The sequence below is a fragment of the Nesterenkonia alkaliphila genome (assembly GCF_009758175.1).
Taxonomy (GTDB): Bacteria; Actinomycetota; Actinomycetes; order Actinomycetales; family Micrococcaceae; genus Nesterenkonia; species Nesterenkonia alkaliphila.
This window is the reverse complement of the sequence record NZ_WRPM01000095.1, coordinates 24,364-46,893: the sequence shown is the minus strand read 5'-3', so window position 1 is coordinate 46,893 and position 22,530 is coordinate 24,364. Positions and strand designations below refer to the sequence as shown.

Below are 22,530 nucleotides of genomic sequence, written 5' to 3'. Positions count from 1 at the left end.
CCGTTATTGTGAGCCTGCGGATATGACCCCGTATGACGGCGCCTGAAAAATTCGAGCAGACAGTTGTTATGTTCAAACAGTGAGTGTTCCACTGAGCATCTTCGACCTGGTTCCGCTGGCCGAGGGGCAGCCCCCCGACCAGGCGCTGCACGCCAGTGCGGAACTGGCCCGCCGTGCAGAGGAGTTGGGCTACCGCCGGCTCTGGTACGGCGAGCACCACCTCAACCCCGGGGTGATCGGCTATAACCCTGCCCTGCTCATGAGCCTGGCCGGAGCGGTGACCACTACCTTGCGGCTGGGCTCCGGAGCGGTGCTGGCCGGACAGCGCAGCGCGCTGAACATTGCGGAGGACTTCGCCCTGCTCACTGCTGCCTACGGGGACCGCATCGATCTGGGTATCGGCCGGGCGGCCATCCGGCGCACTCAGCGGAAAAAGGCAGAGAACGACGACGCCGCCCCCACCCCGCCGGCCCGCTCCATTCCTGCCGCCCAGGAAGACCGAGTCACCCGGGAGGGCCTGCTGCTGCCTGCGGCCCCTGACCTGAGTCATCTCTTCGGATCCCCGAGGACTGCTGCGGCTTCTCAGCTGCTGCTGGCCGAGGGGGCCGAGGTGCCGCCCTACGGGGAATTCACCGACCAGCTGCTCGCCCTGCTGGACCACACCGCCGAGGTGGACGGGATTGCGTTCCCCGGGGCGGTCCCGCCTACCGCAGGCAAGCCGGAGGTGTGGGTGCTGGGCAGCTCCGCCGGGGAGTCCGCCGAAATCGCCGGCAGTCGCGGGCTGCGCTTCGGCGCCAACTACCACGTGGCACCCTCCAATGTCACCGATGCGGTGCAGCACTATCGGCAGAGCTTTGTGCCCCGCCGCGAGCTGGAGTCTCCCTATGTGATCGTCTCCGCAGAGGTGCTGGTGGCCGACACCCGTCAGGAGGTGGACCGCCTGGCGGCCGGCTACGCCGAATGGGTGCACTCCATCCGCACCGGGCAGGGTGCCATCCGGTATCCCAGCCCCGAGTCAGCTGCGCAGAGCCCGCTGAACCCGGAGCAGCAGAAACTGGTCCGGGACCGGCTGGAGACCCGCTTCACCGGCACTGCGGCACAGGTCGCCGAACAGCTGCAGACCCTGCAGCAGGCCACCGGTGCCGATGAGCTGCTCATCTCGGTCAGCGCCCACCGGGCCGAAGACCGGCTGGCCAGCTACGAGCTGCTGGCCGAGGAATGGGGTTTATGACAAAACACTACAACCAGATTTTTATGTTCAGATTACGGTGTTAGCGTAGACCCCGTCACGAGTTCCGGTCCGGCGCGCAAGCGCCGACAGCCCTGGCTGGCCGGACAGCAACCCTCTCTCACAGTGGGGTGCTCCAGGTGAGGACAAGGCGTCCGCCGCCCGGCGGGCAGCAAGTGTGAACTTCTTGGAGGACATCATGTCAGCAGCACAGGCCGAGGGCATCCCCCCGGCACAGACTTTCCACCTGGGCATCGGCCTGCAGGACACCGGATGGCACCCCGGCTCCTGGTTCCGGATTCCCGGAGCCCAGGAGATCTTCACCTCCCAGTACTGGGCAGATCTGGCACTGGCCGCCGAGGCGGGCGGCCTGGACTTCGTCACCTTCGAGGACTCCCTGGGCCTGCAGCGCCACGGCCAGCTGGATGCCTCCCTGGTGGCCTCCTGGTTGGGAGCCCGCACCAGCAAAATCGGGCTGATCCCCACCCTGACCACCACCCATACCGAGCCTTTCCACGTATCCAAGAACCTGGCCACCCTGGACCACATCAGCGCCGGCCGCGCCGGCTGGCAGGTGGAAGTCTCCCGCACCGAGGCGGAGTCCCGGCTCTTCGGCCGCGACCGGCCGCCCGCCGAGCTGCTGCCGGAGGACTCTGAGCCCTGGCTGGCCGAGCTCTACGCCGAATCCGAGCAGGCGGTGGAGGTGGTCCGCCGGCTCTGGGACTCCTGGGAGGATGACGCCGAGATCCGTGATGCTGCCACCGGCCGGTTCGTCGACCGGGAGAAGCTGCACTACATCGACTATCAGGGCTCCCGGTTCTCCGTAAAGGGGCCCTCGATCACCCCGCGTCCGCCCCAGGGCCAGCCGGTGGTCAGCTACCAGGGCACCTCGGAGCCGGTGATCAAAGCCGCAGCTACCAGCGCCGACCTGCTCTTCGTGGAAGCCCCGCAGCGCAGCCTGGCGGGGGAACTGCTCAAGACCGTCCGGGAGACCGAGCGGATCTTCGGACGCTCCGGTGCGCCCCTGCAGGTCTACGCGGACCTCACAGTTCTGGTGGAGGACTCCGATGAGAACGCCCAGTTCCGCTGGGCCGGGTTGGAGGAGGCCAACGGCTCTGATTGGAGCCCCGCCGGTGAACTGGTGGCCGGCTCGGCAGCTGCTGTGGCAGACGTCGTCGCCATCTACCAGGACCTAGGGTTCGCCGGGGTGCGGCTCAAGCCTGCCGAACACGCCCGGGACCTGAGCTCGATCGCCGAGCTGCTGGTGCCAGAACTCGCTCGCCGGGAGATCTTCACCCCCGTTGATGAGCCGCAGCAGCTGCGCCGCAGGCTCGGCCTGGGTGAGGCCCCCAATAGGCACTCGGCAGAGCAGAAGCATCACGACGCCGCACTGGTAGGAGACGCCGCATGAGTGCCAGTCCACGTCAGGTGATCCTCGGCGCCCACTTCCCAGGGGTCAACAACACCACCGTATGGTCAGATCCCGCCTCGGGCAGCCATATCGCGTTCGACTCCTTCCGCAGATTCGCCCAGGCGGCCGAGCGCGGCAGATTCGACTTCCTGTTCCTGGCCGAGGGGCTGCGGCTGCGCGAGCAGAAGGGTCAGATCCACGATCTGGACGTGGTGGGCCGACCTGACACCCTGCCGGTGCTTGCCGGGCTGGCCGCAGTCACCGAGCACCTGGGCCTGGCCGGGACCATCAACGCCACCTACAACGAGCCCTACGAGGTGGCCCGGCAGTTCGCCAGCCTGGACCACCTCTCCGCAGGCCGGGCCGCCTGGAACGTGGTGACCAGCTCGGATGCCTTCACCGGGGAGAACTTCCGGCGCGGGGGCTACCTGCCCCACGATCAGCGTTATGTGCGTGCCGAGGAGTTCGTCCGCGCAGCAAAGACCATCTGGGACTCCTGGTCAGGGGAGGAGCCGGATCCCTTCGAGTATCGCAGCACCCAGTTCAGCATCGAGGGGCGATTCAACCTGCCCCGGCCCCCGCAGGGCCACCCGGTGATCTTCCAGGCCGGAGACTCCGCCGAGGGCCGGGACTTCGCAGCCCGCAACGCCGATGCCATCTTCACCCGGCACAGCGCCGGTGAGGAGGGCCGGAGGTTCTACGCGGACGTCAAAGCCCGGGCTGAACGGTACGGCCGTGATCCCGACAGCCTCAAAGTGCTGCCCGGAATCAGCTTCATCATCGGCGACACCGACCAGGAGGCCGAGGAGATCGCCGCCGAGGTGCGCGCCCAGCAGGTCAGCGGCCAGACCGCCATCCTGATCCTGGAGCGGCTGTGGAACCGGGACCTCTCCGGGTACGACCCCGAGGGGCCGCTGCCAGAGATCGACCCCGACCCGGACGGCCCGCAGCTCTTCGCCGGGCGCACCCGGCAGCACGATGATGTCCACGCCGAGGTGGCCACGCTGCGCCGGATCTCAGCGGAGCAGGGCCTGAACCTGCGCCAGACCGTGATCGCCACCCAGGCCCGTCAATCACTGATCGGCAGCCCGGCCACGGTGGCCCAACAGATTATCGAGGCCGTGAAGACCCGGGTTTCCGACGGGTTCATCCTGGTCCCGCACATCACCCCTGCCGGACTGGACCCCTTTGTGGACAAGGTGGTGCCGCTGCTGCAGGAGCGCGGTGCACTGCGCAGCGAATACCCCCAGGGTGCGCTGCTCAGAGACCTGCTTGGGTTGGGTGTCCCAGGCAGTCCCTGTGGGGGCGGAGCCGAAACAGGTGCTCAGGCTCTGTCCCCACAGGTTTCCCTGTCTCACTGATCCGTGCGAGTGCCGCTGAGACGGGCAAACTCAGTGATCGTCTGCCGCTGCAGCTGACGACGCCGCGCCCCGCAGCGCAGTGCCCACAGCACCGACCCCGCCCCCACTAGCAGCAGAACCAGGGGCGCTATCAGAGTGAAGCGCTCCGTCTCGGTGAACAGGACAATACCGGCCAGGAGAAGGAAGGGGGCCAGCACCCAGCCGCAGGTCTCCCCGCCGCGCAGCAGAGTGGTGGGCGGGCGCTGCCAGGCCGCCAGGAACACCGGCGGCAGGCCGCGCTGAAGCTGCCCGGGATCCCGGGTGGCCAACCACTGGTGGGCGAGCCGGCGCTGCCGGCGGATCCATTGATCTGCCAGCAGCTGTCTGCTCCCGTAGGCCAGAACCGCTGCTGCCAAGCTGACCACCGCCAGGGCTGTCCAGCGATCCTCCTCGGTACGCAGGACAGCGGTCGCGAACCCCACCCCGGCTGTCGCGAACACCAGCAGCATCCAGCGCAGGGCTTTGTCCAGGGTTACGTGCCGGCTGGGGTGAGCTGCCAGGAACTCGGCCGCCGAGGCGGCGTCGCTGCGCTGGCGCTCCTCAATCGCCTCGGGATGCTCGCCGTGGCCGGCGGCCTCCGCTCGGCTCAATCGGGCGTCGTCCGCTTTTTGGTCTTCTTTCACCTGGTATGGGTGCCGGTCTGGCTGGTCCGAGTCACTGGTCCGGAGCAGGGAGTCCAGCCGATGGAACTTGCTCAGGGTCTGCCGCACGGCCTCGGGATGAGCCGGCTGCCAACGCCGGGTGTAGGCAGCCGTACGGGCTGCGGCGACCAGCTGCTGATCCGGGTTGAGCCCCTGTGCCGCGGGTATCGAAGCGCCTGCGGTCACCACCCCAGCCAGGAAGGTATCCAGCGCCTGGGCCGCCTCAGCCGAGAGCTGGGTGCTATGGGTGACCAGGATGCTGCGGTGGATGGTCACCGTGACCGACTCGGCGCCGATGAAGCGCAGCTGCTCAGTCAGGGAGAGCCCGCTGGTCGCAACCCGGATCTGCACCTGCTGCACCTGATGCGGCAGCAGCCGGGCCCGGCCCTGACTGATGCTGCCGTCGGCGGGGTGGTACCAGGCAGACGGCAGCCTGCTCAGCCGGATCAGCCCGTCCGTTCCGTTCATGCGCGCCAGTGTAACGGTGTAGTGCCTGATGTCACATGACGCAGACGAGTCTGAACATTACGAACTATTTCCATTTCATAGAATGTAATGTTCAATCGGCGTAGCGTTCAGCCATGCAACGCACACTTCTGCAGATCCTGCGCCGCCGCCTCATCGGCGCGGTGGCAGTGCTGATCGGTGCGGCCACCCTGGGCTTCTTCGCCATTCACCTCACCCCCGGTGATCCGGTGCTGCTGCTGGTGGGCCAGGAGGGCGCCATGTCCGATGAGGCCCGCGAACAGGTCGCCGCCCGCTACGGGCTGGACCAGCCGCTGGTGGTGCAGTTCTTCGCCTATGTGCTCCAGGTGCTCACCTTCAACCTGGGCAGCTCCTTCCGCTCCGGGCTGCCGGTCAGCCAGATGATCAGCGAACGGCTGGCCCCCACCCTGGAGCTGGCCTTCGCCGCACTGATCCTCGCCTTCCTGATCGCCTTCCTGGTGGCCGTGTTCACCGCCAACACCCGAGGCTGGCGCAAAGCGATCGGGTCTATCACCGAGCTCACCGCGGCCTCAGTGCCCTCCTTCTGGATCGGCATCCTGCTGCTGATCGTCTTCTCCTTCCAGCTGGGCTGGTTCCCGGTCTTCGGCAACGAAGGCCTCCGCTCCCTGGTGCTGCCGGCGGTCACCCTGGCAGTGCCCGTGGCGGCCCTGTTGATCCAGGTGCTGCGCAAGGGCCTGGAGGACGCCCTGGACCAACCCTTTGTGCTGGCCGCCCGCACCCGCGGGGCACATGAGACCTATGTGCGCATCGCCCACGGGCTGCGCCACGCCCTGCTGCCCGCCATCACCCTGGGCGGCACCATCTTCGGCGGACTGATCGGCGGCTCAGTGATCGTGGAGTCAGTTTTCAACCGTGACGGCATCGGCCGGGTGCTGCTGCTGGCCATCGAGGGCCGCGACATCCCGGTGGTCGTCGGGGTGCTGCTCTTCGCCGCCCTGGCCTTCGTGGTGGTCAACACCATCATCGACATCGCCTATGTGCTCATCGACCCCCGACTGCGAGTCCCAGCATGACCAACCCACAGCTCATCGCCGCCCAGGGTCTGAAGACCCCCGAGTACCAGTCCAAGGCCGCCCGCCGGCTGCCGGTCCCGCCCACTGTGGCGCTGTCCATCATCTTCCTGGTGCTCCTGGCCGCCGCCACGCTGCGGCCCACCCTGTTCACTGACCGCAGCCCGATCAGCAACCAGCTGGACCAGTCCCTGCAGCCGCCCAGCGCCGAGCACTTCTTCGGCACCGACCGGCTGGGCCGTGACATCTTCACCCGGATCATCTACGGGGCCGAACAGTCGCTGACCGTGGGACTGTTCTCCACCGCGATCGCCGTGGTGATCGGGGCAGGCATCGCCCTGCTGGCCGTGCTCGGCGGCCGCTACGCGGACGAGGTGCTGATGCGGTTCGTGGACGTGCTGCTGGCCTTCCCCACCATCCTGATGGCCCTGCTGGTGGTGGCCATCGCCGGAGGTGGGACCACCAACATCATCATTGCCCTGGCCATCGCCACCGTGCCCACCTACGCCCGGCTGGTCCGCTCCAAAGCGCTGGAGGTCCGCCGCTCCGCCTATGTGGAGGCCGCCACCGTGCTCGGGGTGCCGCGCTGGAAGATCGCCGTGCAGACTGTGGTGCCCAACTCCATCGGCCCGCTGCTGGTGATCGCCACCATCGGGGTCGGCACCACCATCGTGGACGCCGCAGCGCTGAGCTTCCTGGGCTTCGGCGCCCCGGAGCCAGCACCTGAATGGGGCGCGATGCTCTCCCAGGGGCAGAACGACCTCGCCCTGGGCTGGTGGGTCGGTGTGTTCCCCGGCCTGTTCATCACACTGACCGTCATCGCCGTCACCGTGCTGGGCCGGTGGCTGCAGAAGAAGTTCGAGGGGAGAGACTCATGAGCACCACAGAGCACGACGACGCCGGCTCACCCGGTACTGCCCCGCTTGCCGTGGAGGCGCAGAACCTCCGGATCGGGTTCACCAGCCCCCGCACCCGTGAGCACGCCGAGATCGTGCACGGGGTGAGCTTCACCCTGGAGCCAGGCAAGGCACTGGGCATCGTGGGCGAATCCGGCTCCGGCAAATCACTGACCGCCCGCTCCCTGGTGGGCCTGGTCGGAGACGGGTCCCGGGTGGAGGCGGAGAAGCTGGCCGTCCGCGGCTCCAGCGTGCTGGACCTCAGCGAGCGGCAGTGGCGCTCCCGGCGCGGCCGAGACATCGGGTTTGTGCTGCAGGACGCCCTGGTCTCGCTGAACCCCATGCACACCGCAGGACGGGCAGTGGAGGAGGCACTGAAGCTGCACACCCGGCTGCCCAAGAAGACCCGCAGGGCCCGCGCCCTGGAGCAGCTGGCCCGGGTGGGCATCCCGGACCCCGAGATCCGCTACCCCCAGTACCCGCACGAGCTCTCCGGGGGTCTGCGCCAGCGCGCCCTGATTGCCTCGGCCACCGTGCAGCAGCCCCCGCTGCTGATCGCCGATGAGCCCACCACCGCACTGGACGCCACCGTGCAGAAGCAGATCATCGAGCTGCTGAAGGAGCTCAAGGAGGCCGGCACCGCCCTGCTGGTGATCAGCCATGACCTCTCCGCGATCGCGGACCTGGCCGATGACATCCTGGTGATGCACCAGGGTGAGCAGAAGGAGTACGGACCCGCCGACCAGGTGCTGCGCAGTCCCCAGCACAGCTATACCAAGAAGCTGCTGGTCGCCCGGCCCGGCAGAGTCCTGCGCGAGCACAGCACCGAAGGTGCGACACATGCGCCCGCCACCGGGACCAGCACTGTGGTGCTCTCTGCCCACGCGGTCTCGAAGTCCTTCGACGGGCCGCGCAAGACCGTCCGCCATGCGGTGCAGGAGGCATCCTTCGCGCTGCGCCGCGGCACCACCTTGGGGATCGTGGGCGAATCCGGCTCCGGGAAGTCCACCCTGGCCCGGCTGGTGCTGGGCCTGGAGTCCCTGGACGCCGGAGAGGTGGAGTTCCTCGGCGAACCCTGGGGGACCCTCAGCTCCCGGCAGCGGCTGCCGCGCCGGCCCAGACTCGGGTTCGTCCAGCAGGATCCGCTGAGCTCCTTCGACCCCCGCTACACGGTGGATGAAGTCATCGCCCAGGCGCTGACTGCCGCCGGGATACCGCGCGGCACCCACCGGGCCCGCACCGAGGAGCTGTTGGAGGATGTGGGCCTGAGCGGGAAGTTCGGCAAGCGCCGCCCGGCCCGGCTCTCCGGCGGGGAGCGGCAGCGGGTGGCCATCGCCCGGGCCCTGGCCACCGGCCCAGAGGTGATCATCGCCGATGAGGCGGTCTCCGCCCTGGACGTCTCCGTCCAGGCCCAGATCCTCGATCTGCTGGCCAGGCTGCAGGCTGAGAAAGGCGTGGCCTATATGTTCATCTCCCACGATCTCGGCGTGATCCGCCACATCAGCCACGAGGTGCTGGTGATGAAGGACGGGGCGATCGTGGAGTCCGGGCCCACCGAGCAGATCTTCGCCAGCCCCGGCCATGACTACACCAGGCTGCTGCTGGAAGCCACCAGCACCTCCCTGGATCACCTCGACGCTGACATCCGCCACACCGTCGAACAGCCCAGTCCGCTTCCCTCCCCGTCATCACTGATCACTCTCTGAGGAGCCCCTATGAGTATCCGAATCCGCAGCGCAGCTGCCCTGACCGCCGTCACTGCACTGCTGGTCACCTCCTGCGGCGATGCCGGCACCGGTCCGGCCGGCGGCACCGACGACGACGCCCAGGAGGGCGGCACCCTGCGCTACGCCCAGACCAGTCTGCCGCCAGACGGGGCAGACCCGCATGTCGAACCCAGCCTGGCAGCCCAGCAGATCGCCCGCCCGGTGGTGGACTCCCTGGTCTATGAAGACGAGGATGGCCAGTTCCATCCCTGGTTGGCCGAGGACTGGGAGATCTCAGAGGACGGCACCGAGTACACCTTCTACCTCCGCGATGACGTCACCTTCTCCGACGGCACTGAGTTCAACGCGGAGGCAGTGGTGGCCAACTTTGACCGGATCATCGATCCGGAGACGGAGTCGCTGTTCGCCAACACTCTGATCCAGCCCTATGAGTCCAGCGAGGCGGTGGACGAGCATACCGTGGTGGTGCGGCTCTCTGAGCCCTCCGCTCCGTTCCTGCAGGCAGTCAGCGGGGTCAACCTGGGAATTCAGTCACCGGCAGCCTTTGAAAGCGCCGGTGAGGGCTACGGCTACGAGATCGTGGGCTCAGGGCCCTTCACCATCGAGTCCTACAGCCCGGACACCGAGATTCGGCTGGCCCGCCGCGAGGACTATGACTGGGCCCCCGAACCCTCCGAACAGCAGGGTCCGGCAAACCTGGAAGAGGTGGTGATCTCCGCCCTCGGGGAGTCCAGCACCCGCACCGGCGCTCTGCAGTCCGGATCCGTGGACGCCATCGGTGAAGTCCCCGCCCTGGACGCAGAACGGCTGGAGGCTGAGGGCTATCAGATCGTCAACACCCAGGCCGGTGGTGTGCCCTACACCATCTGGTTCAATGTGGAGCGCGAACCCTTCGGCGACCAGCGGGTGCGCGAGGCTTTCCGTGCCTCCGTGGATGTGGACAGCATCGTCACCACCCTCTACGGAGATGTGATCGAGCGCGGCTGGTCGGTGCTGACCCCCAACACCACCTACTACAACGCAGATCTCGAGCGCAGCTGGGACTATGATCCCGAACATGCCGCCGCACTGCTGGACGAGGCCGGCTGGGATGAGACCGATGAGGAGGGCTATCGGATCAATGAGGAGGGCGAGCGGCTCACCGTGGTGGCCATCCAGGAGCAGACCAACCGGGAACAGCGCGACCAGTACCTGTTGGCCGTGCAGGACAGCGCCGCAGCCGCTGGCTTCGACGTGGAGGTCGAGTTCCTGGAGTCCGGCTCGATCAGCGACCGCGACGTCTCCGGGGACTATGACATCCGTGCCTCCAGCTTCTCCCGCACCGACCCGGACATTCTGAAGATGAACGTCTGGTCAGAGAATCTGCCGCCATCTGGCCAGAACCGCTCCCGGGTGCAGTCTGATCAGATTGACGATCTCCTGCTGCGCGGGGCGGCCGAGCAGGACGAGGCGGAGCGCGAGGCGATCTACTATGAGCTGCAGGACTTCATCAACGAGGAGGTCTACGGCTTCCCCGGATTCCTGCCCGCCTACACGCTGGCCCATGCCGACCACGTGCACGGCTTCACCACCGGCCCCACCCAGTGGCCCACCTTCTACACCGCATGGATCGAGGACTGAGATGAGCACACAGACCACCGCAACGCAGACCGACCTGATCAACGAGTGGGAGGCCAAGCACGCCGAACGTGAGGCCGGGCGCCGCTCACCCACCGGGTTCTTCGCGGTCACCGGGCTCTACTGGCTCAGCAGCGAGCCCACCGAGGTGCCTGGTATCCCCGGCCTCTGGAGGGCAGAGCAGAATGCCGTCACCGTAGATCTGGGTGATCACGGCGCCCTGGAGCACCAGGGGCAGCGGCTCACCGGGCTGCAGGTCTTCAGCGATATCGCCGAACGCGGCGGGCTGCTGCTCACCGTGCCTCAGGGGCAGTCCCCGGAGCGCGGCGTGACCTCAGCGGAGGTGGCCAAGCGGGGCGGGCAGTTCATCCTGCGTCCCAAGAGCGCGACCCACCCCTTCCTCGGCGAGTACGCCGGCACTGAACGCTTCGACTACAGTCCGGCCTGGCGGGTGACCGGCAGCTTCGAACCCTTCGATCAGCCCGAGCCGGTCACCGTGGGGGCCGCAGTGGAAGGTCTGGAGCATGTCTACCAGGCCCCGGGCCGGGTGCGGTTCCAGGCTGCTGGAGCAGAGCACAGTCTGCTGGTCTTCGAGGGATTTGCAGCGGGGGAGCACCTGGTGCTGTTCACCGATGAGACCTCGGGCTACTCCACCTACCATGCCCTGCGGGCACTGCGGATCTCGGGGCCGGAAGGAGGCGGGGCGGGCGAGGTCGTGCTGGACTTCAACCACGCTGCCAACCTGCCCTGCGCCTATACCGACCTGGCCACCTGCCCGCTGCCCCCAGCGGGAAACCGGGTGGAGGCACCGGTGACCGCCGGGGAGAAGAAGCCCACCCAGCGGGTGCAGGCCGCAGCTGAAGGTCCCGGGGTGACCTGGGACCTGATCGTCCACACCTGAAGCGCCCGTGCTCAGGATGCGGCCAGGGCACGGTCGAGATCCTCCACCAGCTGCTCCACATCCTCAATGCCCACCGACAGGCGCAGCACATCGGCGGGTGGGGCCTCCGGTGTGCCCTTGGTGGAACCATGGGTCATCGTGGCCGGATGTGAGATCAGAGACTCGACCCCGCCCAGGCTCACCGAGAGGCCGAACAGCTCAGTGGACTCCGCAGTGCGCCGGGCAGCAGCCTCCCCGCCGCGCAGCCGGAAGGTCACCAGCCCGCCGAACCCCGACATCTGCTCTGCGGCGATCTGGTGCGTGCGGTGGTCCGGCAGTCCCGGGTAGAACACCTCATCCACCTGCGGATGCTCGGTGAGCCAGTCGGCGATCTCCGCGGCGTTCGCGCAGTGCTGCCGGATCCGCACCCCCAGGGTCTTCAGCCCGCGGGCGGCCAGAAAGGAGTCCTGCGGCCCGGCCACCGCCCCGGCGGCGAACTGCTGGAAGCCGATCAGCGCACTCAGCGGCTGGCCCTCCCATTCGGCATCCCCGACCACCACGGCCCCGCCGAGCACATCTGAGTGCCCGCCGATGTACTTGGTGGTCGAATGCACCACCGCATCAGCGCCCAGGGCCAGGGGAGTCTGCAGGGCAGGGGAGGCAAAGGTGTTGTCCACCGCCACCAGGGCGCCGTGAGCATGGGCGATCTGCGCCCACTGGGCAATGTCCACCACGGTCAGCAGCGGATTGGTGGGGGTCTCCAACCACACCAGCTTGGCACTGCGGTCATAGTCCAGGGCCTGCTCCAGCTCCTCGGGCCGCTCAGGGTGCACGAACACGGTGCGCACTCCCCAGCGGGCGTAGATCTGGGTCAGCAGCCGGTGGGTGCCGCCATAACTCTCGGCGGCGGCCACCACCGTGTACCCAGGGCGCAGCACTGCGCGCAGCAGGGCGTCCTCGGCGGCGATCCCGGAGGCGAAGGCAAAGCAGGCCGCACCGCCCTCCAGAGCTGCCAGCTGGGTCTCGAACCCGTTGCGGGTGGGATTTCCCCCGCGAGAGTACTCGTATCCGCTCTTCAGGGTCTCCACCCCGTCCTGGGTGAAGGTGGAGGTCTGGTAGATCGGTGGAATCACTGCTCCGGTCAGCGGGTCCGGGGCCTGCCCGGCATGTACCGCATCAGTGGCGAACCCCGGGCGCAGGGCCCCCTGCCGCACTCCGTTGCGCACCGGGGCAGCAGTGTCGGTCCAGCTGGTCTGCTCGGTGGTGTCGATGCTCATGCCGCCTCCACCTCCTGACGTGAGTCGGCGGCGTCGTTCCCGGCCAGCCCCGCGGCGGCGAAGGCCTGCTCCAGATCCGCCCAGAGGTCATCGGGGGCCTCCCGGCCCACCGCCAGCCGGATGGTCTGCTCGGTGATCTCCCCGGCAGCACGCAGCTGCGGGGAGAGCCGGCAGTGGGTCATCGAGGCCGGATGGGCCACCATGGAGCGGGAGTCGCCGATATTGGCCGCCAGCTTGAACAGCCGCAGCGCGTCCACAAACCGTTCCACCACGGTCAGATCCCCCTCCAGCTCGAAGCTGAGCACCGCCCCGGTGCCCTGTGGGAAGTCCCGGGCGGCCCGGGCGGCATTCGGATCCCCGGGCACACTGGGATGGCGCACCTGCAACACCCCCGGGTGCACCAGCAGTCGCTCAGCCAGTGCCTCTGCTACCTGACAGTGCCGGGCCACCCGCACATCCAAGGTCTCAATGCCCGCCAGGATCTGCTGGGCATTCCACGGAGCCAGACAGGGGCCCAGATCATGCAGAAACTTAGCCCGAATCAGGTGCAGCACCGCACCTGAGCCGTAGCGCTCCACCAGCGGCACCTGGCCGAAGCGAGGCGTGGCTGCGGAGAACTGTGGCCACCGGGCGGCGTCGTGCTCAGGCCGGAAGCTCCCGGTGTCCACCACCACCCCGCCCAGGGCAGTGCCGTTGCCGGTGAGGTATTTGGTGGCTGAATGCACCACAAAATCTGCCCCGTGGGCACCGGGTCGGAACAGGTAGGGGGTGGCCAGGGTGTTGTCCACCACCAGCACGACGCCGCGGCGGTGAGCGATCTCCGCCAGGGCACCGATATCCGGCAAGTCGCCATGCGGGTTGCCGATCGACTCCACCAGGAACACCCGGGTGCGCGGGGTGATCGCCGCCTCCCAGGCAGCAGGGGAGTGCGGATCCACCCAGGTGGAGCTGATGCCGGCCTCGGCCAGCGAATCGTTGATCAGATCAGCGGTGCCGCCGTAGATCCTCGAGGAGGCCACCACATGCCCGGCGCGCACCTCCGGATAGGCCCGGCCGTCCGGATGCTGGCCCGCGCTGCCGGCCAGGGCCAGCAGGGTCAGGGCGATGGCGGCCTGTCCTGAGGCGGTGGCCACTGCTCCGGTGCCGCCCTCCAGCTGCGCGATGCGCTGCTCCAGCAGAGCCACCGTGGGACTGCCGGTGCGGGCATAGGTGAACCCGGCCTCCCGCTGGGCGAAGGCCTCACGAGCATCCCGCAGGCTGCTGAACTCATAGGCTGCGGAGAGATGCACCGGCGGAGTGACCGGATGCGCGGTGGGCGGAGTGGTTCCGGCGTGAATCTGGCGGGTGCTGAAACAGGCTGGGTCGGCGGCTGCGGGCTCGGTGGCGGGCATGGAATTCCCCTTATGACACTGTGCTTGCCGGCAGGCGGGCAGTGAAATAGCCTGCGGCCGGATCGTCATCTGGGGCACCCCATCACAGCGGAAGGGTTGCCGACCGGTCGGCCAGAGCCGTAGGTGACCGGTACTCGTGATCCTGTTGAACATATTAGCTGATCCTGACCTCATTGTCCTCTCCAGGAGGTGTGGCGAAGCCGGAACAGGCAGGTGATCACCCTCGGGATTTATTGCGGAATATGACAGTGAACTTTTTTCGCCCCGGTGGTGTGTGGATCATGGGAGGTCGCATCGCACCTACTGCATGAGGAGCTCCCATGTCTGAAACCACTGCTGACCCGGCAGCCGGGCGCCGCAAGCGCCTGCTCATCGGGGTCAGCGTCCTGGCTGTCATCGCGCTGATTGCCGCCCTGGCCGTCTTCCTGCGGCCGGCAGGCTCCGACGAGGCCGATGAGGGAAACGGGGACGACGCCGCCCCCGAGGACGTCGAGTACGGCGGCACCCTCAATGTGGCCTTCGACGTCAACCCGGACAACTATGACCCGCACCAGCGCCCTCAGCTGCCCGCACGCGCAGTATCGCGCAATATTGCCGACACACTGACTGACCAGGACCCGGAGACCGGTGAGATCCTGCCGTGGCTCGCCGAGGACTGGGAGATCAACGAGGACGCCACCGAGTTCACCTTCTTCCTGCGCGATGACGTCACCTTCTCCGACGGCACCCCGCTGGATGCTGAGGTGGTCAAGGCAAACTTTGACCGGATCATCGAGATCGGCCCGCTGGCCTTTGTGGCAGCCGGTCTGCTGCGCGGCTATGAGGAGTCCGAGGTCATCGACGAGCACACTGTGACGGTGCGCTTCGAGGAGCCCAACGCCCAGTTCCTGCAGGCCACCGCCGTGCAGTCGCTGAGCATCCTGGCCCCGGCCACCCTGGAGCTGGATCCTGAGGAGGTCGCCGCCGGAAATGTGATCGGCTCCGGGCCCTACACCCTGGAGTCCTACGACCCCAATGACGGCATCCGCCTGGCAGTCCGCGAGGACTACGCCTGGGGCTCACCGCTCTACGAGAACCAGGGCCGGGCTTATTTCGACGAGGTGGAGATCAGCTTCATCGAGGAGTCCACCACCCTCGCCGGCGCAGTGTCCTCCGGACAGATTGACTACGCCTACCGGCTCTCGGCAGAGTCAGTGCCCGGTCTGGAAGGTTCCCAGGCGGAGCTGCACCCAACCGTGATGCCGGCCATCTCCATCCCGATCGTGCCGCTGGTCTACAGTGATGTCTTCTCCGATGAGAACGCCCGGAAAGCGCTGAACTACGCCACCGACCGGGAGGCCATCGTGGATTCGGTCTTCCAGGGCCTCTACGAGCCGGCCACTGGAGTGCTGACCCCCTCCAATCCCGGCTACGCGGACCTCTCCGATGTGATCCGCTATGACCCCGAGGAGGCTGAGCGGCTGCTGGAGGAGGCCGGCTGGACCGAGATCGGCGAGGACGGCATCCGCCAGAACGCCGACGGGGACCGGCTGGAGATTGAGATCCAGTACACCGGCACCAGCTATGAGGCCATGTTCCAGCTGCTGCAGCAGCAGTGGGCCCAGGTGGGCATCGACTTTGTGCTCACCCCGGTCTCCGATCTCTCCGACTACACCATCCACAACTATGAGTTCGACCTGACCACCTGGTCGCAGACCCGTGCAGACCCGGATGTGCTGCGCACCGTCTACTCCTCCTTCTATGAGAGCCAGTCCTTCCTCTACGGGCACCCGGATGAGGAGATCGATGATCTGCTGGGCGAGCTGCAGACCACCACGGATGAGGATGACCGGCTGGCTGTCTCCGAGGAGGTGCAGCGCCTGATCATCGACCGCGGCTACACCGTGCCGCTGTTCGACCTCACCCAGTTCGCCGCTTATCACCAGAGCATCGGCGGCACCACCGCCGATCTCGAGGGCAAGCCGGCATTCGTCGACTTCTACCGCGTGGACGAATGACCGCAGCGGCAGCCGAGACCGTCTCAGAGGGGTCGCCGGGGAACCCGGCGGCCCCTCCCGGGGTACGCCGGTCCTCCGGAACCCTGCACTACATCCTGCGCCGCCTGGGCCAGGCAGTGGTGGTGCTCTGGGGCGCGGTGACCCTGTCCTTCCTCATCATCCACCTGGTCCCCGGGGATCCGGTGCGGATCATGACCGGAGGCGGTGAGGGCGGCGAGGGCGCGGCGCTGGACTCAGCAGCCGAGGCGCAGCTGCGCGAACAGCTGGGTCTGGACCAGCCCATCCTCATCCAGTACTTCGACTTCCTGTGGCGGGCGGCCACCTTCGACTTCGGCATGTCCTACTCCACCGGGCAGCCGGTCTCCAGCGCCATCGCCACTGCCCTGCCGGTGACCATTGAGCTGGGCATCGCCTCGATCATCGCCTCCGTGCTGCTGGCTCTGCTCTTCGCCTTAGGCAGCGTGCTGCTGCCCACCCAGACCCTGCGCTCAGGGTTCCAGTCCGCCTCACTGCTGGGCACCGCCATGCCCTCCTTCTGGGTGGGCATCCTGCTGCTGCAGCTCTTCTCCTTCCAGCTGGGCTGGTTCCCGGCCTTCGGCTCCGCCTCCTGGCAGGCGCTGGTGCTGCCCTCACTGACCCTGGCCCTGCTCACCGCAGGCACCCTGGGCCAGATCCTGACCCGCGGGCTCAACGAGGCGCTGGCCGAGTCCTATGCGGATACCGCCCGGGCCAAGGGGATCAGCGAACTGCGGGTGGTGCTCCGCCACGCCCTGCGCAACGCCTCCCTGCCGGCCTTCACCATGGTGGGCATGATGGTCGGCGGCATCCTCTCCGGCACCACCATCGTGGAGACCATCTACGGCCGCCAGGGCATCGGCATGTACTTCGTCCAGGCCATCCAGGCCCAGGACTTCCCACTCATCCAGGCCCTGGTGATCCTCTCCGGAGCCTTCTTCGTGATCGTCACCCTGATCGTGGACCTCGCCTACCGGTGGATCGACCCGCGGGTGGTGGCCCCGCAGGAACACAGCAGCACCAAGAAGCGCAGCACCGCCAAGACGACCGCCACGAAGGCCGCCGAGAAGGGAGGCACCCGATGACCGGCATGGTCCTGCCCGGGGCCCCGGCCGAAGGCACCGTCCCCGCCCGGGCAGACGGCCTGAAGAGCCGGGCCGCCCATCTGCTGGCCCAACCCGGCCTGCTGCTCTCCCTGGCCGTCTTCGCCATCGTGATCGCCTGGGCGGTGGCCCCCGGGGTGTTCGCCACCCATGACCCGGTCACCGACCTTGACGCCAACGCCAGGCTCGCCGCCCCCAGCGCCAGCCACTGGTTCGGCACCGACCTGCTGGGCCGCGACGTCTACAGCCGGGTGGTCCACGGCACCAGACTCTCAATGCTCGCCGGAGTCATCGCGGTGACCCTCTCCCTGGTGGTCGGCTCCCTGCTGGGCATGCTCTCCGCCTATGTGGGCGGCTGGCTGGACGCAGTGGTGATGCGCACTGTGGACGTCATGGTCGCCATCCCGGGCCTGCTGCTGTCCATGGCTGCGGTCTCCATCCTGGGCTTCGGGGTGATCAATGTGGCCATCGCCGTGGGCATTGCGGGCATCCCCGCCTTCGCCCGGATCACCCGCGCTGAGACCCTGCGCATCCTCTCCCGCGGATATTTCGACGCCGCCCGCACCTCCGGCACCGGCCACCTGGGCATCCTGATCAAGCATGTGCTGCCCAATGCCTCCGGGGCCGTGATGGTGCTGGCAGCCCTGGAGCTCGGTGGAGCTGTGCTCTCGGTGGCCGCCCTGAGTTTCCTGGGCTTCGGCGCGGTCCCACCCACCCCCGAATGGGGATCCATGGTTGCGGAGGGCCGGGCCCATATCGCCACCGCCTGGTGGTTGACCACCTTCCCCGGCGCCGTCATCGCGGTGACCGTACTGGCCTCCAACCGGGTCAGCCGAGGACTGAGGATGAGACAACGATGAGCGCAGCAGCTCAGACAGATCAGCCCCTGCTGGAGATCCGTGACCTCACCGTGGACTACCGGCGCCCCGGCGGCAGCACCCAGGCGGTGCGCGGGGTCAGCTTCCAGGTGGCCCGCGGTGAGACGGTGGCCCTGGTGGGTGAGTCCGGCTCCGGCAAGACCACCATCGGCCGCGCCGTGCTCGGACTGCACCACCGCAACGCCCAGATCACCGGCAGCATCCGGTTCAGCGGCACCGAACTGGTGGGACTCGCCGAGGCCGGGCTGCGCAGGCTGCGCGGCCGGCGGATCGCACTGATCCCCCAGGACCCGCTGGCCGGACTCAACCCGGTGCACCCGATCGGCGAGCAGGTCAGCGAATCGCTGCGCACCCACGGGCTGGCCACTGGGGCCGAAGCCCGCCGGCAGGCCGTCCAGATCCTGGAACGGGCAGGGCTCGACGACGCCGCCAACCGCTACTACTCCTACCCCCACCAGCTCTCCGGGGGGCAGCGGCAGCGGGTGCTCATCGGCATCGCCTTAGCGGCAGAGCCGGACCTGATCGTGGCCGATGAGCCCACCAGCGCGCTGGACGTGACCGTCCAGCGGCGGATCCTGGACCATATCGAAGAACTGGTCACTCAGTCCGGGACCTCCCTGCTGCTGGTCACCCACGACCTGGGGGTGGCCGCGGACCGGGCCGACCGCGTCGTCGTCCTCCAGCACGGCCAGGTGGTGGAGCAGCTTCCGGCCGCCGACTTCCTGAACTCCGCCGAGCACCCCTACTCACAACGGCTGGCCGCCGCGGCCCCGACCATCGACTCCGAACCGCTGGTCACACAGCTGCCTCAGACCCAGGAGAACGACGCCGCCCAGCCTCTGGTCCGCGCCCAGGGACTGACCAAGACTTTCCCGGTGAGCGGCGGAGGCAGCGTCACCGCAGTCGATGCGGTGGACCTCACCCTGCGACCCGGCCAGAGCCTGGGCGTGGTGGGGGAGTCCGGCTCCGGGAAGACCACTGTGGCCAGGATGATTCTGGGGCTCAGTGATCCGGACGCGGGGTCCCTGACGCTGGCGGGGCTGGGCCACCAGGACTACCGCTCACGCAGCGGGCGCAAAGAGCTGCGCCGGCTGATCCGACCGGTATTCCAGGACCCCTACTCATCGCTGGACCCGGCACATTCGGTGGCCACCAGCATCGCGGAACCGCTGCGGGCCCTGACTACGCTGAGCCGCAGTGAACGCCAGCGCCGGGTCACCGAGCTGCTGGAGCAGGTCCATCTGCCTTCCGCCGCGGCGGGCCGGAAGCCCTATGAGCTCTCCGGCGGGCAGCTGCAGCGGGTCGCGATTGCCCGTGCCCTTGCTGTGCGGCCCAAGGTGCTGGTATGTGATGAGCCGGTCTCCTCCCTGGACGTCTCGGTCCAGGACCAGATCCTGCGGCTGCTGGCTGAGCTGCGCGAGGCGGAGGGGCTTTCCTACCTGTTCATCTCCCATGACCTGGCAGTGGTGCGTCAGGTCTGCACTGAAGTGGTGGTGATGCGCCACGGCCAGGTGGTCGAGCGGGGAGCCACCCGGGAGGTCTTCGCTGCGCCCGAGCATGAGTACACCCGGGAGCTGGTGGCCGCCATCCCGGGCAGCCGGGTCCGCCAGCAGGTCTGAGTAGCCTCAGCCGATCTTCATCTCACCCATCTCATCCCAGTCATCACCGTCGATCTGGCGGGAGATGATCTTGGGGGTGGCGGTCAGGGCCTGAGCCATCGGGCCCTCAGCACTGGTGGCCATCTTGAAGTGCTCGGAGTTCACATGCGCTTCGGCGCCGTCGTCCTCGAAGGCTTCCACCAGCACATACTCATTGGGGTCCTCCACGCTGCGTGACCACTCGAACCACTTGTTCTTGGGCTCAGCCCGGGTGGCTTCGGTGAACTCGCGGGTGATCTCCGGCCACTGCTCGGCCAGCTCCGGCTTGACGGGGAACTTCACAACAATAAAGATCATCGGACTCTCCTTCTGAGTTCCTCTGCGGGGTCGCTCCCCACACTATCCAGTCCGGGTGAACCCCGGGTAACCGCGTTGGTGCCCGGAGAGGAGCTGCGGGCTCAGCCCTGCGGGACCGATCAGATCCAGCTGCGTGACATTCGGGAACAGCAGGGCAACAATCTGCAGCGGGGCGACCATGCTGCCAGTGTAGTTCGGCTAAGCCGCCACATGGCTCCTGAAGCAGACGGTGGCCGCTCACCTGTGCGGCGTAGGCTGGCAGCTGGCTCGGTAGGCTGGCAGCGGGAGCGATGGACTGGAGGACTGTCGATGACGAGGAACCGTGTGCTGGACTCACCCCTGCCGATTGTGGCTGCCCCGATGGCTGGAGGGCCCAGTAGCCCCGAGCTGGCCAGTGCAGTCGCAGAGGCGGGCGCGTTCCCCTTCCTGGCCGGTGGGAACAAGCCGGCTGATGTGCTCAGCGCCGAGATTGAAGCGGTTCGCGGTCTCGGGGTGGACTTCGGGGTGAACCTCTTCGTTCTCAACGGACCCTCCGTCGACCGGCAGTCCTTCCGCCGCTACTCCGAGCGGCTTCAGGCAGAAGCTGAGGCCTACGGCCTGCAGCTGGACCCTCAGCCGAAGTCAGATGACGACTACCTGCCGCAGAAGTTGGAGCTGCTGGTCTCCGAACCGGTTCCGGTGGTCTCGTTCACCTTCGGACTCCCCGACCCGGGCGAGGTCGCGGCTCTGCAGCGGGCCGGCAGCAGAGTGCTGATCAGCGTCACCACCCCGGCAGAGGCGGTGGCTGCCAGTGAAACCGGCGCTGACGGGCTGGTGGTCCAAGGGTTCGGTGCCGGCGGGCACAGTGCCACTCACGACCCATTCGCTACCCCCGAGCCGGTGGAGACTGCGGAACTGGTAGAGCGGGTCCGCGGCACAGTGGACCTGCCCCTGATTGGGGCCGGGGGAGTGGACGGTGCCGAAGCTCTCCGGCGCATCCTTGATGCCGGGGCCGAGGCCGCAGCTGTGGGCACCCTTCTGCTGCGTGCCGATGAGGCCGGGACTTCGCCTGCCCACCGGGCCGCCCTGGCTGACCCGGCGTTCCAGGAGACTGTGCTCACCCGGGCATTCACCGGCCGCCCGGCCCGGGCCCTGCGCAATGGATTCATCGACCGGCACCAGGACGCCGCCCCCACCGGATACCCGGAGGTCCACCACCTCACCAGGGCGCTGCGTCAGGCCGCAGCGCAAGCTGGGGACGCCCAGCGGTTGCATCTCTGGGCTGGGACCGGCTACCGGAAGGCTGCCGCCGCCCCTGCTGGAGAGATCATCCGCAGGCTGTCTCAGCAGCTATGAAGCGCCCACAGTACCGGCAGAGCTGAAGCTCCGCAGGCGGTTCAGAGCTTTCCGAGGGCGATGAGCAGCATACGGCGCAGTGGCTCAGCCGCGCCCCACAGCAGCTGGTCACCGATGGTGAAGGCGCTGATGTACTCCCCACCCATCTCCAGCTTGCGGATCCGGCCCACCGGAATGGTCAGTCCCCCGGTGGCGGCCACGGGGGTCAGCTGCTCCATGGTCGCCTCCTTCTCATTGGGCACCACCTTGGCCCACTCGGAGCCCTCGGCGATGATCTGCTCAATTTCGGCTACCGGAAGGTCCTTGCGCAGCTTCAGGGTCAGCGCCTGGGAGTGGCTTCGCAGCGCACCGACCCGCACACACAGCGACTCGAAGGGAATGGCAGCTCCGCGCCGCTGCACCCCTGGGGCAAGGTTCTGCCCGCGGCCCAGGATCTTATTGGTCTCCTCGGAACCCTTGCACTCCTCCTTGGACATGCCGTTGCCGAGATCGGAGTCGATCCATGGGATCAGCGAGCCGGCCAGCGGCACCCCGAACTGGGAGGCGTCCAGCCCGCTGCGCTGGGCAGCCAGCACCTTGCGGTCAATTTCCAGGATTGCGCTGGCCGGATCCGCCAGCTCATCAGCCACCTCCCCGTGCAGGTGCCCGAACTGGTTCAGCAGTTCCCGCATATGCTTGGCGCCCCCGCCGGAGGCGGCCTGGTAGGTCATGGCAGTGCCCCATTCCACCAGGTCCTGCTTGAACAGCCCGCCCAGGCCCATCAGCATGCAGGAGACAGTGCAGTTGCCGCCCACGAACTCCTTGACTCCGGCGGCCAGCCCGGCATCGATGACATCCCGGTTGACCGGGTCCAACACAATGATGGAGCTCTCCGCCATGCGCAGTGCGGAGGCGGCGTCGATCCAGATCCCGTCCCAGCCGGCGGCCCGCAGCTTGGGGTAGACCTCCTGGGTGTACTCCCCGCCCTGCATGGTGACGATGATGGGCAGTTTGGCCAGGGTCGCCACGTCGTAGGCATCCTGCAGCTGGGCCGTCTCCGGGGAGGCGCCCTGGAACTCCGGAGCTGGCTTCCCAGCAGCCGAGGTGGAGAAGAACACCGGGTTGAAGTGGGAAAAATCCCCCTCGTCCACAAAGCGCTGCATCAGCACCGAGCCGACCATGCCGCGCCAACCGATCAGGCCGACGGACAGCGTCTGGCCGGGGGCGGAGCTCAGGGCAGCAGTATCAGCGGGTGCAGAAGTCATGCCTACTAGCCTAACGAG

Annotated in this window: 19 protein-coding genes and 2 riboswitches; of the genes, 13 read left to right on the top strand and 6 right to left on the bottom strand. The window is 67.7% G+C overall.

The genetic code is table 11. The annotated features are described in order from the left end of the window. Positions 1–79: 79 nt before the first annotated feature. The 3 genes from GNZ21_RS12895 to GNZ21_RS12885 all read left to right on the top strand — a co-directional run bounded on the left by GNZ21_RS12895 (position 80) and on the right by GNZ21_RS12885 (position 4,000). Positions 80–1,231: an LLM class flavin-dependent oxidoreductase gene (locus tag GNZ21_RS12895; protein WP_188503410.1), complete on the top strand. Its 1,152-nt coding sequence runs from the start codon at positions 80–82 to the stop codon at positions 1,229–1,231. Between the two features lie 53 nt (positions 1,232–1,284). Continuing rightward, a riboswitch (SAM riboswitch) is annotated at positions 1,285–1,413 on the top strand. 14 nt (positions 1,414–1,427) lie between these two features. Next, positions 1,428–2,639 carry an LLM class flavin-dependent oxidoreductase gene (locus GNZ21_RS12890; RefSeq protein ID WP_157324987.1) on the top strand — a complete coding sequence of 404 codons (1,212 nt, stop codon included), beginning with the start codon at positions 1,428–1,430 and terminating at the stop codon, positions 2,637–2,639. Beyond that, positions 2,636–4,000, top strand: a complete 1,365-nt coding sequence (locus GNZ21_RS12885; protein WP_157324985.1) for an NtaA/DmoA family FMN-dependent monooxygenase — start codon at positions 2,636–2,638, stop codon at positions 3,998–4,000. Before GNZ21_RS12890 ends, GNZ21_RS12885 begins: the two co-directional genes overlap by 4 nt. Here the strand turns inward: GNZ21_RS12885 and GNZ21_RS12880 are convergent. Continuing rightward, a complete protein-coding gene (locus GNZ21_RS12880; protein ID WP_157324982.1) occupies positions 3,994–5,148 on the bottom strand; it encodes a hypothetical protein in 1,155 nt (384 codons plus the stop codon). The genes GNZ21_RS12885 and GNZ21_RS12880 overlap by 7 nt on opposite strands. Before the next feature lie 113 nt (positions 5,149–5,261). Between GNZ21_RS12880 and GNZ21_RS12875 the strand changes: the two genes are divergently transcribed. Genes GNZ21_RS12875 through GNZ21_RS12855 form a run of 5 tightly spaced genes read left to right on the top strand, consistent with a single transcriptional unit; the run spans position 5,262 to position 11,338 of the window. Then, the gene (locus GNZ21_RS12875) at positions 5,262–6,200 is read left to right on the top strand and encodes an ABC transporter permease (RefSeq protein WP_157324980.1); all 939 of its coding nucleotides are present in this window, start codon (positions 5,262–5,264) and stop codon (positions 6,198–6,200) included. Continuing rightward, complete coding sequence (locus GNZ21_RS12870) at positions 6,197–7,075, top strand: ABC transporter permease (RefSeq protein WP_157324979.1); 879 nt, start codon at positions 6,197–6,199, stop codon at positions 7,073–7,075. The genes GNZ21_RS12875 and GNZ21_RS12870 overlap by 4 nt, the downstream gene beginning before the upstream one ends. Further along, positions 7,072–8,799 carry a dipeptide ABC transporter ATP-binding protein gene (locus tag GNZ21_RS12865; RefSeq protein ID WP_157324977.1) on the top strand — a complete coding sequence of 576 codons (1,728 nt, stop codon included), beginning with the start codon at positions 7,072–7,074 and terminating at the stop codon, positions 8,797–8,799. The genes GNZ21_RS12870 and GNZ21_RS12865 overlap by 4 nt, the downstream gene beginning before the upstream one ends. Before the next feature lie 9 nt (positions 8,800–8,808). Next, positions 8,809–10,440, top strand: coding sequence for an ABC transporter substrate-binding protein (locus GNZ21_RS12860; RefSeq protein WP_157324975.1), 1,632 nt, complete (start codon positions 8,809–8,811; stop codon positions 10,438–10,440). Between the two features lies 1 nt (position 10,441). Then, positions 10,442–11,338, top strand: a complete 897-nt coding sequence (locus tag GNZ21_RS12855) for a DUF1684 domain-containing protein (protein ID WP_157324973.1) — start codon at positions 10,442–10,444, stop codon at positions 11,336–11,338. A gap of 11 nt (positions 11,339–11,349) precedes the next feature. Here GNZ21_RS12855 and GNZ21_RS12850 read toward each other — a convergent pair whose 3' ends face one another. Both GNZ21_RS12850 and GNZ21_RS12845 read right to left on the bottom strand, forming a co-directional pair. Further along, the gene (locus tag GNZ21_RS12850; RefSeq protein ID WP_157324970.1) at positions 11,350–12,594 is read right to left on the bottom strand and encodes a cystathionine gamma-synthase; all 1,245 of its coding nucleotides are present in this window, start codon (positions 12,592–12,594) and stop codon (positions 11,350–11,352) included. Beyond that, complete coding sequence (locus GNZ21_RS12845; RefSeq protein ID WP_157324968.1) at positions 12,591–13,985, bottom strand: O-acetylhomoserine aminocarboxypropyltransferase/cysteine synthase family protein; 1,395 nt, start codon at positions 13,983–13,985, stop codon at positions 12,591–12,593. Before GNZ21_RS12845 ends, GNZ21_RS12850 begins: the two co-directional genes overlap by 4 nt. Before the next feature lie 15 nt (positions 13,986–14,000). Next, a riboswitch (SAM riboswitch) is annotated at positions 14,001–14,127 on the bottom strand. 178 nt (positions 14,128–14,305) lie between these two features. On the opposite strand from GNZ21_RS12845, the gene GNZ21_RS12840 reads away from it, so the two are divergent. Genes GNZ21_RS12840 through GNZ21_RS12825 form a run of 4 tightly spaced genes read left to right on the top strand, consistent with a single transcriptional unit; the run spans position 14,306 to position 19,597 of the window. Further along, entirely contained in the window at positions 14,306–15,982 is a 1,677-nt protein-coding gene (locus GNZ21_RS12840) for an ABC transporter substrate-binding protein (RefSeq protein ID WP_157324966.1), read from the top strand. Continuing rightward, positions 15,979–17,082 (top strand): ABC transporter permease, encoded by a 1,104-nt coding sequence (locus GNZ21_RS12835; RefSeq protein WP_157324964.1) that lies wholly within the window; start codon positions 15,979–15,981, stop codon positions 17,080–17,082. The genes GNZ21_RS12840 and GNZ21_RS12835 overlap by 4 nt, the downstream gene beginning before the upstream one ends. After that, positions 17,079–17,960: an ABC transporter permease gene (locus GNZ21_RS12830; RefSeq protein ID WP_229659341.1), complete on the top strand. Its 882-nt coding sequence runs from the start codon at positions 17,079–17,081 to the stop codon at positions 17,958–17,960. The genes GNZ21_RS12835 and GNZ21_RS12830 overlap by 4 nt, the downstream gene beginning before the upstream one ends. After that, on the top strand, positions 17,957–19,597 hold the full coding sequence (locus GNZ21_RS12825; RefSeq protein WP_157324962.1) for a dipeptide ABC transporter ATP-binding protein: 1,641 nt from the start codon (positions 17,957–17,959) through the stop codon (positions 19,595–19,597). The genes GNZ21_RS12830 and GNZ21_RS12825 overlap by 4 nt, the downstream gene beginning before the upstream one ends. A 6-nt stretch (positions 19,598–19,603) precedes the next feature. Here the strand turns inward: GNZ21_RS12825 and GNZ21_RS12820 are convergent, their stop codons facing one another. Continuing rightward, entirely contained in the window at positions 19,604–19,933 is a 330-nt protein-coding gene (locus GNZ21_RS12820) for a putative quinol monooxygenase (RefSeq protein ID WP_157324960.1), read from the bottom strand. Between the two features lie 42 nt (positions 19,934–19,975). Then, positions 19,976–20,113, bottom strand: coding sequence for a hypothetical protein (locus tag GNZ21_RS12815; RefSeq protein WP_157324958.1), 138 nt, complete (start codon positions 20,111–20,113; stop codon positions 19,976–19,978). A gap of 129 nt (positions 20,114–20,242) precedes the next feature. On the opposite strand from GNZ21_RS12815, the gene GNZ21_RS12810 reads away from it, so the two are divergent. After that, on the top strand, positions 20,243–21,268 hold the full coding sequence (locus GNZ21_RS12810) for an NAD(P)H-dependent flavin oxidoreductase (protein WP_157324956.1): 1,026 nt from the start codon (positions 20,243–20,245) through the stop codon (positions 21,266–21,268). A 41-nt stretch (positions 21,269–21,309) separates the two neighbouring features. On the opposite strand, the gene asd is transcribed toward GNZ21_RS12810, so the two are convergent. Beyond that, positions 21,310–22,512 carry an aspartate-semialdehyde dehydrogenase gene (gene asd, locus GNZ21_RS12805; protein ID WP_157324954.1) on the bottom strand — a complete coding sequence of 401 codons (1,203 nt, stop codon included), beginning with the start codon at positions 22,510–22,512 and terminating at the stop codon, positions 21,310–21,312. Positions 22,513–22,530: the final 18 nt, after the last annotated feature.

Bases quoted from the DNA above. Each gene is read 5' to 3' on its own strand.
- GNZ21_RS12885 (WP_157324985.1), top strand. From the start codon at position 2,636: ATGAGTGCCAGTCCACGTCAGGTGATCCTCGGCGCCCACTTCCCAGGG.
- GNZ21_RS12840 (WP_157324966.1), top strand. From the start codon at position 14,306: ATGTCTGAAACCACTGCTGACCCGGCAGCCGGGCGCCGCAAGCGCCTG.
- GNZ21_RS12815 (WP_157324958.1), bottom strand. From the start codon at position 20,113: ATGGTCGCCCCGCTGCAGATTGTTGCCCTGCTGTTCCCGAATGTCACG.
- GNZ21_RS12875 (WP_157324980.1), top strand. From the start codon at position 5,262: ATGCAACGCACACTTCTGCAGATCCTGCGCCGCCGCCTCATCGGCGCG.
- GNZ21_RS12820 (WP_157324960.1), bottom strand. From the start codon at position 19,933: ATGATCTTTATTGTTGTGAAGTTCCCCGTCAAGCCGGAGCTGGCCGAG.
- GNZ21_RS12845 (WP_157324968.1), bottom strand. From the start codon at position 13,985: ATGCCCGCCACCGAGCCCGCAGCCGCCGACCCAGCCTGTTTCAGCACC.
- GNZ21_RS12880 (WP_157324982.1), bottom strand. From the start codon at position 5,148: ATGAACGGAACGGACGGGCTGATCCGGCTGAGCAGGCTGCCGTCTGCC.
- GNZ21_RS12890 (WP_157324987.1), top strand. From the start codon at position 1,428: ATGTCAGCAGCACAGGCCGAGGGCATCCCCCCGGCACAGACTTTCCAC.
- GNZ21_RS12865 (WP_157324977.1), top strand. From the start codon at position 7,072: ATGAGCACCACAGAGCACGACGACGCCGGCTCACCCGGTACTGCCCCG.
- GNZ21_RS12810 (WP_157324956.1), top strand. From the start codon at position 20,243: ATGACGAGGAACCGTGTGCTGGACTCACCCCTGCCGATTGTGGCTGCC.
- GNZ21_RS12870 (WP_157324979.1), top strand. From the start codon at position 6,197: ATGACCAACCCACAGCTCATCGCCGCCCAGGGTCTGAAGACCCCCGAG.
- GNZ21_RS12835 (WP_157324964.1), top strand. From the start codon at position 15,979: ATGACCGCAGCGGCAGCCGAGACCGTCTCAGAGGGGTCGCCGGGGAAC.
- GNZ21_RS12825 (WP_157324962.1), top strand. From the start codon at position 17,957: ATGAGCGCAGCAGCTCAGACAGATCAGCCCCTGCTGGAGATCCGTGAC.
- GNZ21_RS12830 (WP_229659341.1), top strand. From the start codon at position 17,079: ATGACCGGCATGGTCCTGCCCGGGGCCCCGGCCGAAGGCACCGTCCCC.
- GNZ21_RS12850 (WP_157324970.1), bottom strand. From the start codon at position 12,594: ATGAGCATCGACACCACCGAGCAGACCAGCTGGACCGACACTGCTGCC.
- asd (WP_157324954.1), bottom strand. From the start codon at position 22,512: ATGACTTCTGCACCCGCTGATACTGCTGCCCTGAGCTCCGCCCCCGGC.
- GNZ21_RS12855 (WP_157324973.1), top strand. From the start codon at position 10,442: ATGAGCACACAGACCACCGCAACGCAGACCGACCTGATCAACGAGTGG.
- GNZ21_RS12860 (WP_157324975.1), top strand. From the start codon at position 8,809: ATGAGTATCCGAATCCGCAGCGCAGCTGCCCTGACCGCCGTCACTGCA.